The sequence below is a fragment of the Streptomyces sp. NPDC030893 genome (assembly GCF_055571535.1).
Genome location: NZ_JBVIFC010000027.1, coordinates 14,745 through 31,876 on the forward strand (window position 1 = coordinate 14,745; position 17,132 = coordinate 31,876).

15 protein-coding genes are annotated in these 17,132 nt (G+C 73.7%); 12 read left to right on the forward strand and 3 right to left on the reverse strand.

What is annotated here, in order from left to right; translation table 11 throughout:
* The first annotated feature begins 92 nt into the window (after window positions 1-92).
* From rimO to ACZ434_RS31445, 5 genes are all read left to right on the forward strand, one after another.
* On the forward strand, window positions 93-1,568 hold the full coding sequence (gene rimO / locus ACZ434_RS31425; protein ID WP_468461884.1) for a 30S ribosomal protein S12 methylthiotransferase RimO: 1,476 nt from the start codon (window positions 93-95) through the stop codon (window positions 1,566-1,568).
* Complete coding sequence (gene pgsA, locus ACZ434_RS31430) at window positions 1,565-2,431, forward strand: CDP-diacylglycerol--glycerol-3-phosphate 3-phosphatidyltransferase (protein WP_468461886.1); 867 nt, start codon at window positions 1,565-1,567, stop codon at window positions 2,429-2,431. The genes rimO and pgsA overlap by 4 nt, the downstream gene beginning before the upstream one ends.
* Entirely contained in the window at window positions 2,428-2,973 is a 546-nt protein-coding gene (locus tag ACZ434_RS31435) for a CinA family protein (RefSeq protein WP_468461888.1), read from the forward strand. The genes pgsA and ACZ434_RS31435 overlap by 4 nt, the downstream gene beginning before the upstream one ends.
* Before the next feature lie 109 nt (window positions 2,974-3,082).
* Window positions 3,083-3,463, forward strand: coding sequence for a helix-turn-helix domain-containing protein (locus ACZ434_RS31440; protein ID WP_003993396.1), 381 nt, complete (start codon window positions 3,083-3,085; stop codon window positions 3,461-3,463).
* 188 nt (window positions 3,464-3,651) lie between these two features.
* Window positions 3,652-4,122: a Dps family protein gene (locus tag ACZ434_RS31445; RefSeq protein WP_468461890.1), complete on the forward strand. Its 471-nt coding sequence runs from the start codon at window positions 3,652-3,654 to the stop codon at window positions 4,120-4,122.
* A gap of 300 nt (window positions 4,123-4,422) precedes the next feature.
* On the opposite strand, the gene ACZ434_RS31450 is transcribed toward ACZ434_RS31445, so the two are convergent.
* Together ACZ434_RS31450 and ACZ434_RS31455 are read right to left on the reverse strand one after the other, a co-directional pair.
* Window positions 4,423-5,244, reverse strand: coding sequence for an Fpg/Nei family DNA glycosylase (locus ACZ434_RS31450; RefSeq protein WP_468461892.1), 822 nt, complete (start codon window positions 5,242-5,244; stop codon window positions 4,423-4,425).
* Between the two features lie 118 nt (window positions 5,245-5,362).
* Entirely contained in the window at window positions 5,363-10,234 is a 4,872-nt protein-coding gene (locus tag ACZ434_RS31455) for an ATP-dependent helicase (protein WP_468461894.1), read from the reverse strand.
* A gap of 94 nt (window positions 10,235-10,328) precedes the next feature.
* Between ACZ434_RS31455 and ACZ434_RS31460 the strand changes: the two genes are divergently transcribed.
* Genes ACZ434_RS31460 through ACZ434_RS31470 form a run of 3 tightly spaced genes read left to right on the forward strand, consistent with a single transcriptional unit; the run spans window position 10,329 to window position 12,249 of the window.
* Window positions 10,329-11,327 carry an AraC family transcriptional regulator gene (locus ACZ434_RS31460; RefSeq protein WP_468461896.1) on the forward strand — a complete coding sequence of 333 codons (999 nt, stop codon included), beginning with the start codon at window positions 10,329-10,331 and terminating at the stop codon, window positions 11,325-11,327.
* Complete coding sequence (locus ACZ434_RS31465) at window positions 11,324-11,944, forward strand: AzlC family ABC transporter permease (RefSeq protein ID WP_468461899.1); 621 nt, start codon at window positions 11,324-11,326, stop codon at window positions 11,942-11,944. Before ACZ434_RS31460 ends, ACZ434_RS31465 begins: the two co-directional genes overlap by 4 nt.
* A complete protein-coding gene (locus tag ACZ434_RS31470; protein WP_468461901.1) occupies window positions 11,941-12,249 on the forward strand; it encodes an AzlD domain-containing protein in 309 nt (102 codons plus the stop codon). Before ACZ434_RS31465 ends, ACZ434_RS31470 begins: the two co-directional genes overlap by 4 nt.
* Window positions 12,250-12,279: 30 nt before the next feature.
* Here the strand turns inward: ACZ434_RS31470 and ACZ434_RS31475 are convergent, their stop codons facing one another.
* Window positions 12,280-13,224: a hypothetical protein gene (locus ACZ434_RS31475; RefSeq protein WP_468461903.1), complete on the reverse strand. Its 945-nt coding sequence runs from the start codon at window positions 13,222-13,224 to the stop codon at window positions 12,280-12,282.
* Window positions 13,225-13,302: 78 nt separating this feature from the next.
* On the opposite strand from ACZ434_RS31475, the gene ACZ434_RS31480 reads away from it, so the two are divergent.
* The 4 genes from ACZ434_RS31480 to recX all read left to right on the forward strand — a co-directional run bounded on the left by ACZ434_RS31480 (window position 13,303) and on the right by recX (window position 16,965).
* Window positions 13,303-13,497, forward strand: coding sequence for a DUF3046 domain-containing protein (locus tag ACZ434_RS31480; RefSeq protein WP_468461905.1), 195 nt, complete (start codon window positions 13,303-13,305; stop codon window positions 13,495-13,497).
* A gap of 59 nt (window positions 13,498-13,556) precedes the next feature.
* A complete protein-coding gene (locus ACZ434_RS31485) occupies window positions 13,557-14,819 on the forward strand; it encodes an AI-2E family transporter (RefSeq protein WP_468461907.1) in 1,263 nt (420 codons plus the stop codon).
* 229 nt (window positions 14,820-15,048) lie between these two features.
* Complete coding sequence (recA, locus tag ACZ434_RS31490) at window positions 15,049-16,167, forward strand: recombinase RecA (protein WP_468461909.1); 1,119 nt, start codon at window positions 15,049-15,051, stop codon at window positions 16,165-16,167.
* Window positions 16,168-16,170: 3 nt separating this feature from the next.
* Window positions 16,171-16,965, forward strand: a complete 795-nt coding sequence (gene recX, locus ACZ434_RS31495; protein ID WP_468461911.1) for a recombination regulator RecX — start codon at window positions 16,171-16,173, stop codon at window positions 16,963-16,965.
* The last annotated feature ends 167 nt before the right edge of the window (window positions 16,966-17,132 follow it).

The window sequence follows — 17,132 nt, forward strand, 5'->3', positions numbered from 1 at the left end:
CGGTCGCGAACGGCGCATCGGCGGCGGGGTCGGCCATGATCGGCCAACCCCGTCGACGTGGGGTGTCGGCGGGACGAAGTAGTCTTGAGCCCATGCCTGAACGCCGTACCGTCGCACTCGTCACTCTTGGCTGCGCCCGCAACGAGGTGGACTCGGAGGAGCTCGCAGGCCGTTTGGAGGCGGACGGCTGGCAGCTCGTGGAGGACGCCGAGGACGCCGACGTGGCCGTCGTCAACACCTGCGGCTTCGTCGAAGCCGCGAAGAAGGACTCCGTCGACGCCCTCCTGGAGGCCAACGACCTCAAGGGACACGGGAGAACGCAGGCCGTCGTGGCGGTGGGCTGCATGGCCGAGCGGTACGGCAAGGAACTCGCCGAGGCCCTTCCCGAGGCCGACGGCGTGCTCGGCTTCGACGACTACACCGACATCTCCGACCGCCTCCAGACCATCCTCAACGGCGGCATCCACGCCTCCCACACACCGCGTGACCGCCGCAAGCTGCTGCCGATCAGCCCGGCCGAGCGGCAGGACTCCGCCGCTTCCGTCGCGCTGCCGGGGCACGGCCCGGTGGACCTCCCCGAGGGTCTCGCCCCGGCCTCCGGCCCCCGGGCACCCCTGCGCCGCCGGCTGGACGGCGCCCCGGTCGCCTCGGTGAAGCTCGCCTCCGGCTGCGACCGGCGCTGCTCGTTCTGCGCCATCCCCTCCTTCCGCGGCTCCTTCATCTCGCGCCGGCCGAGCGACGTGCTGAACGAGACCCGGTGGCTGGCCGAACAGGGCGTGAAGGAGATCATGCTGGTCTCCGAGAACAACACGTCCTACGGCAAGGACCTGGGCGACATCCGCCTGCTGGAGTCCCTGCTGCCCGAGCTCGCCGAGGTCGACGGCCTCGAGCGGGTACGGGTGAGCTACCTCCAGCCGGCCGAGATGCGGCCCGGACTGATCGACGTGCTGACCTCCACCCCGAAGGTCGCCCCCTACTTCGACCTGTCCTTCCAGCACTCCGCGCCCGACGTGCTGCGCGCGATGCGCCGCTTCGGTGACACCGACCGCTTCCTGGAGCTGCTCGACACGATCCGGGGCAAGGCGCCCCAGGCCGGTGTGCGCTCCAACTTCATCGTCGGGTTCCCCGGCGAGTCCGCGGCCGACCTCGCCGAGCTGGAGCGGTTCCTGAACCACGCCCGGCTGGACGCCATCGGCGTCTTCGGCTACTCCGACGAGGAGGGCACCGAGGCGGCGACGTACGAGAGCAAGCTGGAGGAGGACGTCGTCACGGAGCGGCTGGCCCGTGTCTCCCGGATGGCCGAGGAGCTCGTCTCGCAGCGCGCCGAGGAGCGGGTCGGCGAGACCGTGCACGTGCTGGTGGAATCCGTGGACGCGGAGGAGGGCGTGTACGGCCGGGCCGCGCACCAGGCTCCCGAGACGGACGGCCAGGTGCTGCTCACGAGCGGCGAGGGACTGAGCGTCGGCCGTATGGTCGAGGCGAAGGTGGTCGGTACGGAAGGTGTCGACCTGGTGGCCGAGCCGCTGTTCCAGGGTTCGCTCGCGCGAAGTGAGGAGGCGGGCAGATGACGGGTGCTCCGGCATCGGCGGCAGGCGGCACCTCCGGCGCGAGGAGAGCGGCGGGCACCGCGTCCGCGGGCGTACCGGGCTCGGCGCCCGGTCGCACGGTCGCGGCGCGGGAGTCACGCGGGACGGCCCCCGGGTCGTCCGGCGGCGGTCCGGCCCGGCGCGGCGCCGGGGCCCGGCCGCGCGACGACGAAGCGGCCGCCGTGGTCCCGTCCGGCGACGCCGAGGACGGTACGAAGGCGGCCCGGGGCGGGAAGATCGCGGCGGCGGCCGTCAATCAGGCCAGTGTCTGGAACATCGCCAACCTGCTGACCATGCTCCGGCTGCTCCTGGTGCCGGCGTTCGTCATGCTGATGCTCGCCGACGGGGGCTATGACCCGGCGTGGCGGTCCCTGGCCTGGGCGGCCTTCGCCATCGCCATGATCACCGACCTGTTCGACGGTCACCTGGCCCGCACCTACGACCTCGTCACCGACTTCGGGAAGATCGCCGACCCCATCGCCGACAAGGCGATCATGGGTGCGGCGCTGATCTGTCTCTCCGGGCTGGGCGATCTGCCGTGGTGGGTCACCGGCGTCATCCTCGGCCGGGAACTCGGCATCACGCTGCTGCGTTTCCTGGTCATTCGCTACGGCGTGATCCCCGCGAGCCGCGGGGGGAAGCTCAAGACCCTCACCCAGGGGGTCGCCGTCGGCATGTATGTGCTGGCGCTGACGGGGTGGCTGGCGACGCTGCGGTGGTGGGTGATGGCCGCGGCGGTCGTCCTGACCGTGGTGACCGGACTCGACTATGTGAAACAGGCCATTGTGCTCCGCAGGCAGGGAATCGCCGAGCGCAAGGCGGCGTTGGAGGAGAAGGAAGCGTGAGTTCCACGGCCACCGAGGTGGTGCGACTACTCACCGTGAACGGCGGAACGCTCGCCGTCGCCGAGTCGCTGACCGGTGGCCTGGTGGCGGCGGAGATCACCTCCGTACCGGGGGCTTCCAAGGTCTTCCGGGGATCGGTGACGGCCTACGCCACCGACCTGAAGCACCGGCTGCTCGGCGTGGATGCCACTCTGCTGGCCGAGCGGGGAGCGGTGGATCCGCAGGTGGCGGCCGGGATGGCGGCAGGCGTCCGCGAAGCGCTGGGCGCCGACTGGGGCCTCGCCACCACCGGCGTCGCCGGCCCGGACCCGCAGGACGGCCAGGACGTCGGGACGGTGTTCGTGGCCGTGGCCGGGCCCCCCGGGGCGGACTCCGCTTCCGCCGCCGGCGGAAAAGTGGAGCATCTGCGGTTGAACGGCGACCGTGCGGAAATTCGTATGGAGAGTGTACGGAGCGTACTCGCCCTGCTTCTGACGGAGCTCGCGGGCGAACAGACCGGAAATGAGCGGGCACAGGATACGGAACGGAACGGGGGGTTTTGATGTTTGCAGCCCTGAGTGAACACGACATCGCTCCCCGCACGGCCGCGGCGCAAGGCGGTACGGTGGGGCGTGAAGGATGCGGCTACGCGGTCCGAGGAGGGAGCCACCGATGATTCTGCTCCGTCGCCTGCTGGGTGACGTGCTGCGTCGGCAGCGCCAGCGCCAGGGCCGTACTCTGCGCGAAGTCTCCTCGTCCGCCCGAGTCTCACTCGGCTATCTCTCCGAGGTGGAGCGGGGGCAGAAGGAGGCTTCCTCCGAGCTGCTCTCCGCCATCTGCGACGCGTTGGACGTACGGATGTCCGAGCTCATGCGGGAAGTGAGCGACGAGCTCGCCCTCGCCGAGCTGGCCCAGTCTGCTGCAGCGACCCCCAGCGAGCCCGTACCCACGCCGGTTCGTCCGATGCTGGGTTCCGTGTCGGTGACCGGTGTGCCACCGGAACGGGTGACCATCAAGGCACCCGCCGAGGCGGTGGACGTCGTCGCCGCCTGAGAGCGGTGCTCGGCGCCCGCGCGGCGTGAAGGTGTGGGATGCCCCGGTAGGGGCCCTTCCGGAGGAACCGGAAGGGTGCCGCCGGGGTTTTTCGCGTCCGGGGGCCGCCGCCGGGTGTGCGTTTGCCGGTGGGGCGCCGTGCCGTCATGGTTGAAGAACGAGGCGGGGGGCCAGCCACGGAGGTGCGGATGTACGTCGTGAAGAGCCCGTTGTCCGACGAGAACCTGAAGACGGTGTCCGAGGCGCTGCAGGGCGCCCTGGTCGACCTGGTGGACCTCGCCCTGGTGGCGAAGCAGATCCACTGGAACGTGGTCGGGCCACGCTTCCGCTCCGTTCATCTCCAGCTCGACGAGGTGGTGTCCGTGGCGCGTACGCACTCGGACACCGTCGCCGAACGGGCTTCGGCCCTGGGCGTCTCGCCCGACGGGCGCGCCGCGACGGTGGCCGTCGGCAGCGGGATCGGTGTGACGCCCGAGGGCTGGGTCGACGACTCGGCGGCGGTGAGCGCGATGGTGGACGCGCTGGGCGCGGTGATCGCCCGCATGCGCGAGCGAGTCAGGTCGACCGAGGAGCCCGACCCGGTGAGCCAGGACATGCTCATCGCGGTCACCGGCGACCTCGAGAAGCAGCACTGGATGTTCCAGGCCGCGAACGGCTGACACGGGCGTGGGCCCCGAGGGGTGCGGCCCGGCCCGCCGGGAGCGACGGCGGGACGGGCCGCGCACCGGGGGCCGCGCTCGGGGCTCGGGCGCTGTGGTGGGCGGCGCCGGGGCTCGGGGCGCTGTGGTGGTGGGCCGGATGGATTGGTGCGGCCGGCGGGTGGGGCTCAGCGTGCTTGCGGTGCACACGGGCTGAGCGGGCCCTCGCGGCGGAGCAGTGGTGGCGGCGAGGCCGGCGCGGGGCCGGACGATGGGGGCGGAGCTGACGGCGGGTCACCGCGCGGGTGTGCCGGTGGGCGGTCAGCGCGGGGAGGCGCCGTGCGGGTACGCGGGGGTCGGACCGGCCTGACACGTGGGGCACCAGTACGTGGGGCGTTCACGGGAGCCGTCGCCCTGGTCGGCGAGACGGATCGGGGTGCCGCAGCGCAGACAGGGCCGGCGGGCGCGGCCGTACACGAAGAGGTCCTGTTCTCGGCGGCCCGTCGTGTTGCGGACCGGGCGTTCGCGGTTGAACTCCAGCAGCTTCTTGGCGAGTTCCGGCAGCTTCGCCGCGCGGTCGGCGGGGAGGTCGCCCACGGGGAGCCAGGGGGTGACGCCGAGCAGGAAGCAGAGCTCGCTCTTGAACACATTGCCGACACCGGCGAGGTTGCGCTGGTCGAGGAGTGCCTCGCCCAGCGGGCGGGCCGGGTCCTGCGACAGGTTGGCGAGAGCGAGTACGGGGTCCCAGTCGGGGCCCAGGAGGTCCGGTCCGAGGTGGCCGACCACGCGGTCCTCGTCGGTGGTGCGCAGCAGTTCCAGGACGGGCAGGCGGTAGCCGACGGCCGTGCGGTCGCCGGTGCCGAGGACGGCGCGGATCTGGTGGGCGGGGCCGCCGTTCCAGCGCTGTCCGGTGGCGTACACCCGCCAGGAGCCGTCCATCATCAGGTGCGAGTGGAGGGTCAGGCCGCCCTCGAGGCGGGTCAGCAGATGCTTGCCGCGCGGGGTGACGTCCAGCACGGTGCGGCCGGTGAGGTCGGCCGTGGCGAACCGGGGCACGCGGAGGTCGCTGCGGGTCAGCACCCGGCCCGCGAGGGCCTCGTGGAGCCGTCGCGCGGCCTGCCGGACCGTGTCTCCTTCGGGCATGGGTCAAGGGTGGCACGCGGGACGCGGAGGGGCGGGGCAGGCGGGCGGCCATGGCCTTCGCCCGGGGCCGCGGTGCCGGCAGAGGGGGCGGGGGTCGCCGGCCGGGGCGGGCGGTGCGTCAGGCGCGCAGCCGCAGGCCCCTGGGGGTGGCGACGAAGCCCGCGGTCTCCAGGAGCGTGCCCAGCGGGGAGGTCAGGGCCGAGGTGCCGTTGATCCGCTCCACCGTGACCGTGCCGAGGGAGCCCGCGCGGGCGGCGTCGGCGAGGGCCGCGGCGGCGGCCGGCAGCCGGGGATCGTCCACGGGTTCGCCGTCGGGCGCCGCGGGCCAGGCCAGCAGTGTCTTGCCGCCGCGCTCCATGTAGAGCGTCAGCTCGCCGTCCACCAGCACCACCAGGGAGCCCGCCTTGCGGCCGGGCTTGTGCCCGGCGCCGGTCGGGGGCTCGGGCCAGCCCAGCGCGGCACCGTACGCGTTCGCCGGGTCGGCGGCGGCGAGGACGACGGCGCGTCCGGAGCGGTCCGGACCGGTACGACGGCCGGCGAAGGGGTCGTACGACGGCCCCCCGCCGTTCGTCCACGGGGGCGGGGCCTGTGCGGCCAGGTCGCGCGGGGAGACGTATGTGCCGGGGGAGGAACGGGGGTACGGCGAGTCCTGGGGGCCGGGGTAGCCGTCGTGACCCGGGGCGGTCCCGAAGGGGTCCGGTGCACCGCCGAAGGGGCCGGTCGGCTCCGGGGCCGGACGTCCGTCGCCCCTCTCGCGGGCGTTGGCCGCCGCGCGGAGACGGTCCACCGCCCCGTCCATCGCGAACTGGGCCGCACCCAGTCCCTCCACCACATAGCCGCGGCGGGCCTGACCAGTCTCCTCGAACGCGGACAGGATGCGGTACGTCGCCGAGAAGCCGCCCTCGACGCCCTCCGCGGAGACCGCGCCCCGGGTCACCACACCGTGCCGGTCCAGAAGGGTGTGCGCCAGCGCGTGGGCACGGACCGTGGGGTCGGCCTCCCGGCCCGGCAGCAGGGACCAGCGGCCGGCGACGGTCGGCGGGCCGGTGCGCGAGGCGGTGCGGGCGGCCGCGGTGAGCGAGCCGTAGCGTCCGCGCGGGACCGGGCGCTTCGCGCGGTGGGCGGTGGAGCCCGCCGTGCGGCCGGAACCCAGCAGGGAGCGCATGGGGGCGAGCGTGTCGTTGGTCAGCCGCCCGGACCAGACGAGGTCCCACAGGGCGTCGGCCAGCTGGGGGTCGGTCGCCTCCGGGTGCGTGGTGGCGCGGACCTGGTCGGCGATCTGGCGGAAGAACAGGCCGTAGCCGCCGGTGAGGGCGTCCAGGACGGACCGGTGGAGCGCGGTGAGCTCCAGGGGGTGCGGGGGAGGCAGCAGCAGGGGGGCCGTGTCCGCGAGGTAGAGGGAGACCCAGCCGTCCTTCCCGGGGAGCGAACCGGCGCCGGCCCACACCACCTCGCCCGCGGCGGTGAGCTCGTCCAGCATCGCCGGGGCGTAGTCCGCCACCCGGGACGGCAGGATCAGCTTCTCCAGGGCGGACGCGGGCACGGAGGCGCCCTGCAACTGCTCGACGGCGCGCACCAGCCCGTCGACGCCGCGCAGGGTGTGCCCCTTGCCGATGTGCTGCCACTGGGGGAGGAACTGGGCGAGCGAGGCCGGCGGCACCGGCTCCAGCTCGTGGCGCAGCGCGGCCAGGGAACGGCGGCGCAGCCGGCGCAGCACGGCCGTGTCGCACCACTCCTGTCCGATCCCGGCGGGGTGGAACTCGCCCTGGACGACCCGGCCCGCCGCCGTGAGCCGCTGCAGAGCGCCCTCGGTGACGGCGACGCCCAGCCCGAAGCGGCCGGCCGCCGTGGCCGAGGTGAACGGGCCGTGGGTGCGCGCGTACCGTGCGAGGAGGTCGCCGAGGGGGTCCTTGACGGGTTCGGTGAACGCCTCCGGTACACCGACCGGCAGCGCCGTCCCCAGCGCGTCGCGCAGCCGGCCGGCGTCCTCGACCGCCGCCCAGTGGTCGGCGCCGGCCACCCGCACCCGGATGGCGCGCCGCGCGGAGGCCAGCTCCTGCGCCCACTGCGGCTCGGCGCCACGCTCGGCGAGTTCGCCGTCGGTGAGCGGGCCCAGCAGCCGCAGCAGGTCGGCCACGCCCTCCGCGTCCTTGACGCGCCGGTCCTCGGTGAGCCACTGCAGCTCGCGCTCCAGTTCGGTCAGCACCTCGGCGTCGAGCAGTTCGCGCAGCTCGGCCTGGCCGAGCAGCTCGGCCAGCAGCCGCGAGTCCAGCGACAGGGCGGCGGCGCGGCGCTCGGCGAGCGGGGAGTCGCCCTCGTACAGGAACTGGGCGACGTAGCCGAAGAGGAGGGAGCGGGCGAACGGGGACGGCTCCGGGGTGGTGACCTCCACCAGACGCACCTTGCGGGACTCCAGGTCGCCCATCAGCTCGACGAGTCCGGGAACGTCGAAGACGTCCTGGAGGCATTCGCGCACCGCTTCCAGGATGATCGGGAACGAGCCGAACTCCCCGGCCACCTGGAGCAGCTGGGAGGCGCGCTGGCGCTGCTGCCACAGCGGGGTGCGCCGGCCGGGGTTGCGGCGCGGCAGCAGCAGCGCGCGGGCGGCGCACTCGCGGAACCGGGAGGCGAACAGCGCCGAGCCGCCCACCTGGTCGGTGACGACCTGGTCGACCTCGCCCTTGTCGAAGACGACGTCGGCGGCGCCCACGGGCGCCTGGTCCGCGTCGTACTCGGTGCCGGCCTTCGCCGGGTCCTGGTCGAGCAGGTCGAGGCTCATCAGATCGGCGTCCGGCAGGCGCAGCACGATGCCGTCGTCGGCGTGCATCACCTGGGCGTCCATGCCGTAGCGCTCGGAGAGACGGGCGCCGAGGGCGAGCGCCCACGGGGCGTGCACCTGGGCGCCGAACGGGGAGTGCACGACGACCCGCCAGTCGCCGAGCTCGTCGCGGAAGCGCTCGACGACGATGGTCCGGTCGTCGGGGACGTGGCCGCAGGCCTCGCGCTGTTCGCCGAGGTAGGACAGCACGTTGTCCGCGGCCCAGGCGTCGAGGCCCGCCGCGCGGAGCCGCAGCCGGGCGTCCTCCTCCGGCTGTGAGCCCACCTCGCGCAGGAAGGCGCCCACCGCGCGGCCCAGCTCCAGGGGACGGCCCAGCTGGTCGCCCTTCCAGAACGGCAGCCGGCCCGGCACACCCGGCGCGGGGGAGACGAGCACCCGGTCGCGTGTGATGTCCTCGATGCGCCAGGAACTGGTGCCGAGGGTGAAGACGTCGCCCACGCGGGACTCGTAGACCATCTCCTCGTCGAGCTCGCCGACCCGGCCGCCGCCCTTCTTGGGGTCGGCGCCCGCCAGGAACACCCCGAAGAGGCCCCGGTCGGGGATCGTGCCCCCGGAGGTGACGGCGAGGCGCTGGGCGCCGGGGCGGCCGGTGATCTCGCCCGTGACCCGGTCCCACACCACGCGCGGGCGCAGTTCCGCGAAGGCGTCGGACGGGTAGCGTCCGGCGAGCATGTCCAGGACGCCCGTGAACGCGGACTCGGGCAGGGAGGCGAACGGCGCCGCGCGGCGGACCAGGGCGAGCAGGTCGTCGAGCTGCCAGGTGTCCATGGCCGTCATGGCGACGAGCTGCTGGGCCAGGACGTCGAGCGGGTTGGCGGGGACGCGCAGGGACTCGATGGCCCCGCTGCGCATCCGCTCGGTGACCACGGCCGACTGCACCAGGTCGCCCCGGTACTTCGGGAACACCACGCCCGTGGAGACCGCGCCCACCTGGTGTCCCGCGCGGCCGACGCGCTGGAGCCCGGAGGCGACCGACGGCGGGGACTCGACCTGGACCACCAGGTCGACGGCGCCCATGTCGATGCCCAGTTCCAGGCTGGAGGTGGCGACCACCGCGGGCAGCCGGCCCGCCTTCAGGTCCTCCTCGACCAGGGCCCGCTGCTCCTTGGACACCGAGCCGTGGTGGGCACGCGCGATGACCGCGGGCGCGCCCTGGGCGGCACCGGAACCGCCCATCAGCTCGGCGGGGGAGTGATGCTCGTCCAGCGGCTGCCCGGTGGCCCGCTCGTAGGCGATCTCGTTGAGCCGGTTGCACAGGCGCTCGGCGAGGCGGCGCGAATTCGCGAACACGATGGTCGAGCGGTGCGACTGCACCAGATCGGTGATCCGCTCCTCGACATGCGGCCAGATCGACGGGCGTTCGGCGCCCTCCGAGCCGTCGGCGACCGGGGAACCCCCCAGCTCGCCCAGGTCCTCGACCGGCAGCACCACCGACAGGTCGAACTCCTTGCCCGACTCCGGCTGGACGATCTCCACCTTGCGGCGCGGGGAGAGGAAGCGGGCGACCTCGTCCACCGGACGCACCGTCGCCGAGAGGCCGATGCGGCGGGCCGGGCGGGGCAGCAGCTCGTCCAGCCGCTCCAGGGTGAGCGCGAGGTGCGCGCCGCGCTTGGTGCCCGCGACCGCGTGCACCTCGTCCAGGATCACCGTCTCCACGCCCGTCAGCGCGTCCCGCGCGGCCGACGTCAGCATTAGGAACAGCGACTCCGGGGTGGTGATCAGGATGTCCGGCGGGCGGGTGGCCAGGGCGCGGCGCTCGGCGGGCGGGGTGTCGCCGGAGCGGATGCCGACCTTCACCTCGGGCTCGGGCAGGCCCAGGCGCACGGCCTCATGGCGGATGCCGGTCAGCGGGCTGCGGAGGTTGCGCTCGACGTCGACGGCGAGGGCCTTCAACGGTGAGACGTACAGCACACGGCAGCGCTTCCTGGGCTCGGCGGGCGGTGGCGTGGAGGTCAGCTGGTCCAGGGCGGCGAGGAAGGCGGCCAGGGTCTTCCCGGAACCGGTGGGCGCGACCACCAGAACGTCCGAACCCTCCCCGATGGCCCGCCAGGCACCGGCCTGCGCGGCGGTGGGCGCGGAGAAGGCCCCCGTGAACCAGCCGCGGGTCGCGGGGGAGAAGCCGTCCAGGGCTCGGAGCGGATCGCTGACCATGCGTCCATCGTGCACCCGGCCACTGACAATCGGGGCCGCACCGCCGCTGCGGGGGGCCGGGCGGGGGCGGACCGGGCCGCGTGACAATGACCGTATGGCGGAAACGCGCAAGGAACGTGCGCGGCACTGGCAGTACGACGAACTGCCCGGTGTCGATCTGCTGCGTGCCCGCTACATCCACAAGACGTTCGTCCGGCACACGCACGAGCACTTCGTGATCGCCGCCATCGCCGACGGCGTGGAGGTCTTCCACCACGGCGACGGCGACCAGTACGCGGGAGCCGGGTCCCTCGCGCTGGTGAACCCCGACACCCCGCACACCGGCCGGGCGGGTGTCCCCGAGGGATGGCGCTACGGGGCGGTGTACCCCTCTCCGGAGGTGGTGGCCGCGATCGCCGCCGAGACCACCACGCTGCGCGGCTCACCCGGGTTCGTGACGCCCGTCCTCGACGACCCGTACACCGTCCATCTGGTGCACCAGGTGCTGCGCGCCACCGACGAGGGCAACGCGCTCGCCGCCGACACGCTGCTCCGCGTCGCGGTGACCCGGCTGCTCCGGCTGAACGGCGGGACGCTGCCGCGGCGCGAGGTGCGCACCGCGGGCGCCCGGATCGCGGCACGCGCGCGTGCCGTGCTGGAAGACCGGATGGCCGCGCCACCGACGCTGGAGCGGCTGGCGGCCGAGCTCGGCACCAGCCCGTTCGCCCTGCTGCGCGCGTTCCGTGACACCTACGGGATGCCGCCGCACACCTGGCTCACGGACGCGCGCGTGCGGCGGGCCCGGCGGCTGCTGGACGCGGGGACGGTGCCGTCGGAGGCCGCCCTCGCGGTGGGGTTCACCGACCAGCCGCACCTCAACCGGCACTTCAGCCGGATCGTCGGCGTGCCCCCGGGCGCCTACCAGCGGGAGCGCAAGAACGTACAAGACGCGCGCGGCGGCCCTCTCGTACCGTCCGGGGCGTGGCAGCGGAACGGACAGCAGCACTCGCGGACCTACGGGACGACGGGGGAGGGAAGCCGGACGGCGCGGTCGTACGGGACGCCCTCGGCGTCGGGATCGCCGTCGGACTCTCCGGGTTCGCCTTCGGGGTGACCTCGGCGGGCAGCGGGCTCACCCTGCTCCAGACCTGTGCGCTGAGCCTGCTGGTGTTCACCGGCGCGTCCCAGTTCGCCCTGGTGGGGGCGCTCGCTGCCGGCGGCGGCCCGTTCACGGCCGCCGCGGGCGCGTTCTTCCTGGGGGTGCGCAACGCCTTCTACGGGCTGCGGCTGTCGCAGCTGCTGGCGCTGCCCCGCGCGGTGCGGCCGTTCGCCGCGCAGTGGGTCATCGACGAGACCGCCGCCGTGTCGCTCGCCCAGCCCAACCGGCGCAGCGCCCGCATCGGGTTCGTGGTGACCGGGCTCAGCCTGTACGTCCTGTGGAACCTCACCACGCTGCTCGGCGCGCTGGGCGCGGAGGCGATCGGGGACACCGACGCGTGGGGGCTGGACGCGGCCGGCCCCGCGGTCTTCCTGGCGCTGCTCGCCCCCATGCTGCGGACCGGCACCGAACGGACCGTCGCCGGGCTCGCCGTTCTCCTCGGGCTCGGTCTGCTGCCCGTCCTGCCGGCCGGTGTGCCGGTGCTGGTGGCCGCGCTCGCGGCACCGGCCGTGCTGTGGGCGCGCGGCCGCCGGAGCACACCGCGCGGTGACGTACCCGAGGAGGACCGTTGACCGTCTGGATCGCCATCGGCGTGACCGTCCTCGGCTGCTACGCCGTGAAACTGGCGGGGCTGCTGGTGCCCGCCGGGGTGCTGGAGCGCCCTCTCGTGCGGCAACTCGCCGCGCTGCTGCCGGTCGCCCTGCTCGCCGCGCTGACGGCCCAGCAGGCCTTCTCCGACGGTCAGACCCTGGTCCTGGACGCCCGCGCGGCCGGCCTGGGGGCCGCCGCCGTGGCGCTGATCCTGCGCGCCCCGTTCCTGCTCGTCGTCGCGGCGGCCGTCGTGGTGACGGCGGGGGTACGGGCGCTGGGCGGGTGAGGACGGCCGGCCGGCCCGTGGCATCCCTGTTCAGTCGACGGCGCGGCCGTGGGCCACGAGCGTGCGCAGGGACTCGATCGTCACCATCGACCGGGCCTCCAGGGACGGGCCCGGGGCCCACCGGCGCGGGCGGATCGGCCAGCCACCGTCCTCCCGCTGCTCGGCCGCGAGGAAGTCCAGGGAGCGTGTCATCTCCTCGTCGGTGAACCACGCGCGGGCCAGGGAGCCGGGCGTCCGCGCGTAGTCGTGCGGGAAGCGGTGCCCGCCCGGGGCGTCGCCGGCGGCGGCCGGGTACGCGTCCGGATCGTCCGGGGCGAGCGCCGCGAGCCGCCGTTCGCGCACCAGGCGGCCCAGCCTGCCGGCGGCGGCCTCCGCGCGGGCGCGGTCCGGCGCGTGGTCCAGGAAGGCCACGGCGGCCTCGATCTCGCAGGGGCGGGGCTCGTCCAGCGACTCCACGGCCTGCCAGCAGAAGTCCGTGGCACGGAACAGCCAGGCGTGCCACACCCCGTTGCGGTGCAGCAGTCCCACCACCGGCCCGGTGGCCGGCAGCGTGCCGGGCGGGTCGTCCACGACCGGTACGAAGGGCGCCGTGGGGTAGCCGCGCTGCGTGGGACGGACCGCCGCAAGCGCGCCGTCCGCGGTGGAGACGGACGTCAGATAGCGGCACACCTCCTCCGCGCGCCGGCCGCCGCAGCGTCCCACGGCGTCCAGTACGCGCAGGGCGCGGGCGGTGTGCAGGGGCTGGCTGACCGGACCGCGCAGGTCGGGCTCCAGTGCGTGACCGTAGCCACCGTCCTCGTTGCGGTAGGCGTCCAGTGCCGTCTCCACCGGGGCCGCGCCGCCGCCCCGGAAGTGGTGGGCGAAGAGACGCTGTTCGAGCACCCGCGCGGTGAGCCACACGAACCGCTCCGCCCGCGCGAGCGCACCGTGCGGCGGGGACGTCGGGGGCATCGGGTCAGCTCCGGTGTCGGCCATGGGACCGACCGTAGGCGGAAAGCGGCGCCGGCAGGCGCGGTGGCCGGGGGCCACCCCCACAGGCGGGATACTGGGGGCATGCGGTTGACGGTTTTCTGGGAGCGGATGGCGGAGCACTTCGGCGCGGGCTACGCCGAGACCTTCGCGCGCGACCATGTCATGTCCGAACTCGGCGGGCGCACCGTGCGCGAGGCGCTGGCGGACGGCTGGGACGCCAAGGACGTCTGGCAGGTCGTCTGCACGGTGATGGACGTCCCCCGGGAAAAGCGCTGATCGTCACAGTGACCGCAGGAGGGCGGACGGCCGGTGCCCGCGTGGGTGAGACTTGAGCCGTGGCACCCACTGACGAGACCGGGCCGGCGGCCCCGCATCCCACCACGCCCGGCGCGCCGCCGCCCGCCGGGCCTCCGGTGGACCCCACGGCCCGGCCGGGCGCCCGTATGCCGCGGTGGCTGCCGCGGGCCATGGTGCTCGCGCTCGCGCTGATCGCCGTGTTCCAGCTGGGCAGCTGGGCCTTCCACCAGCTCACCGGCCTGCTGCTGAACATCCTCATCGCGTTCTTCCTGGCACTCGCCGTCGAGCCCGCGGTGAGCTGGATGGCGGCGCGCGGGGTGCGCCGGGGCCTGGGCACGTTCCTCGTCTTCCTGGGCATCCTGGTCGCGTCGGCGGGCTTCGTCACGCTGCTCGGCTCCATGCTGGCGGGACAGATCGTCAAGATCGTCGAGGATTTCCCGGAGTACCTCGACTCGGTGATCAACTGGATCAACGCGCACTTCCGCACCGAGCTGCGCCGGGTGGACATCCAGGAGGGGCTGCTGCGCTCCGACTGGCTGCGCACCTACGTGCAGAACAGCGCCACCGGGGTGCTCGACGTCTCCGCCCAGGTCCTCGGCGGTCTGTTCCAGCTGCTGACCATCGGTCTGTTCTCGTTCTACTTCGCCGCCGACGGCCCCCGGCTGCGGCGCACCGTCTGCTCCCTGCTGCCGCCCGCGCGGCAGGCCGAGGTGCTGCGCGCGTGGGAGATCGCCGTGAACAAGACCGGCGGCTATCTGTACTCGCGCGGACTGATGGCGCTCGTCTCCGGCGTGGCGCACTACGTGCTGCTGGAGTTCCTCGAGGTGCCCTACGCGCCCGTGCTGGCCGTGTGGGTGGGACTGGTGTCGCAGTTCATCCCCACCATCGGCACGTATCTCGCGGGCGCGCTCCCCATGCTGATCGCCTTCACGGTCGACCCCTGGTACGCGCTGTGGGTGCTGATCTTCGTGGTGATCTACCAGCAGTTCGAGAACTACGTGCTCCAGCCCAAGCTGACCTCCAGGACCGTCGACATCCATCCGGCGGTCGCCTTCGGCTCGGTCGTCGCGGGCACCGCGCTGCTGGGCGCCGTCGGCGCGCTGATCGCCATCCCCGCCGTCGCCACCCTCCAGGCGTTCCTCGGCGCGTACGTGAGGCGGTACGACGTCACGGACGACCCCCGTGTGCTCGGCCACCGCCGCTCCGGCGGAGCGCCGGGAGCGTTCACGCGCGCCCGGCTCCTGTGGGCCCGGAGGCCCGGTGTGCCGAGTCCTCGCGACGGGGACACCGGGGCCTCCTGAGGGGACGGCCGCATCCCGCGGACACCGCGTGGCGCGGCTTGACACGAAAATCGAACATCCATTCTTATGGGAGGGCCGGTGAGGCTCAACGGCGGGTTTTCTGTCCCGGTTGGTACCGAAACGAACCCGCGTTATCCACAGGCCGGACAAGCGTCGGGGCGCGTTGTCAGTGGCAGGCGTTAGCGTCTTTGACGTGAAGCGATCGACTCAAGCAAACCGGGTGGAACCCATGGCAGGAACCGACCGCGAGAAGGCGCTCGACGCCGCGCTCGCACAGATTGAACGACAATTCGGCAAGGGCGCGGTCATGCGCATGGGCGAGCGGTCGAAGGAGCCCATCGAGGTCATCCCGACCGGATCGACCGCGCTCGACGTGGCCCTCGGCGTCGGCGGCCTGCCGCGCGGCCGTGTGGTGGAGATCTACGGACCGGAATCCTCCGGCAAGACGACCCTGACCCTGCACGCGGTGGCGAACGCGCAGAAGGCCGGCGGTCAGGTCGCCTTCGTGGACGCGGAGCACGCCCTCGACCCCGAGTACGCGAAGAAGCTCGGCGTCGACATCGACAACCTGATCCTGTCCCAGCCGGACAACGGTGAGCAGGCCCTGGAGATCGTGGACATGCTGGTCCGCTCCGGCGCCCTCGACCTCATCGTCATCGACTCCGTCGCGGCGCTCGTCCCGCGCGCGGAGATCGAGGGCGAGATGGGCGACAGCCACGTGGGTCTGCAGGCCCGGCTGATGAGCCAGGCCCTGCGGAAGATCACCAGCGCGCTCAACCAGTCCAAGACCACCGCCATCTTCATCAACCAGCTCCGCGAGAAGATCGGCGTGATGTTCGGCTCCCCGGAGACCACGACCGGTGGCCGCGCGCTGAAGTTCTATGCCTCGGTGCGTATCGACATCCGTCGTATCGAGACCCTCAAGGACGGCACCGAGGCGGTCGGCAACCGCACCCGCTGCAAGGTCGTCAAGAACAAGGTGGCGCCGCCCTTCAAGCAGGCCGAGTTCGACATCCTCTACGGCCAGGGCATCAGCCGCGAGGGCGGCCTGATCGACATGGGCGTGGAGCACGGTTTCGTCCGCAAGGCCGGCGCCTGGTACACGTACGAGGGCGACCAGCTCGGCCAGGGCAAGGAGAACGCCCGCAACTTCCTGAAGGACAACCCCGACCTCGCCAACGAGATCGAGAAGAAGATCCTGACGAAGCTGGGCGTCGGCGTACGGCCCGAGGAGGCCGCCGCCGAGCCGGTTGCGGACGCCGCCGGTACCGCTCCGGCCGAGCCCGCCGCGGTACCGGCCCCGGCGGCCAAGGCCTCCAAGTCCAAGGCCGCGGCGGCCAAGAGCTGACCCGTGACCCGACGAACCGACTGGGCCGAGTACGAGTTCGACGCCACCGGTGCCCCACGGGGGAGGGGCACCGACGGCGGCGACGGCCCGGCCGTGGCCGGTGACACGGCGTACGGCGACGGCACGGACGCGGACCGCGGCGGCAGGCGGCGCGGCCGTGGCGCACGGGCGGGCGGCTCGCGTGACGGCGGGTCGCGCGGTGGACGCGGACGCGGGCGCCGGTCCTTCGGCGACGCGGCCGCGGCGGACGGGGGCGCCTCTTCCTCGCAGAGGGCGGAGGAGCGGGAGGAACCCCCGGGGGACCCGGTCGAGCGCGCGCGGGCGATCTGCCTGCGCCTGCTCACCGGGACCCCGCGCACCCGGAAGCAGCTCGCCGACGCCCTGCGCAAGCGCGAGATCCCGGACGAGGCAGCGGAAGAGGTGCTGTCCCGGTTCGAGGAGGTCGGACTGATCGACGACAGCGCCTTCGCGGACGCCTGGGTGGAGTCCCGGCACCACGGCCGGGGACTGGCCCGGCGCGCGCTGGCCCGGGAACTGCGCACCAAGGGCGTCGACCCGACGCTGATCGACGCGGCCGTCTCCCGGCTCGACTCCGAGCAGGAGGAGGAGACCGCGCGTGACCTCGTGGCCCGCAAACTGCGTGCCACCCGCGGGCTGGACCGCGACAAGCGCATCCGCCGCCTCGCGGGCATGCTCGCCCGCAAGGGCTACTCCGAGGGCCTCGCCCTCCGCGTGGTCCGGCAGGCGCTGGAGGAGGAGGGCGAGGACACGGACTTCCTCGGCGGCGAGGGCTACTGACGGAGAGGACCGCCGCGCGGCGGTCACCCCATGGGCAGCCGGGGCGCCGAGGCCGCCACCGGCCGAGCCGGTCGCCCCGCCCCCGCCCGAGCCGACCGGTCACCCGGGAGGGCCCCCTACGCGGGTGCGGACAGGCCGGCGATGCTGAGCGCGCGGGAACACCGGCC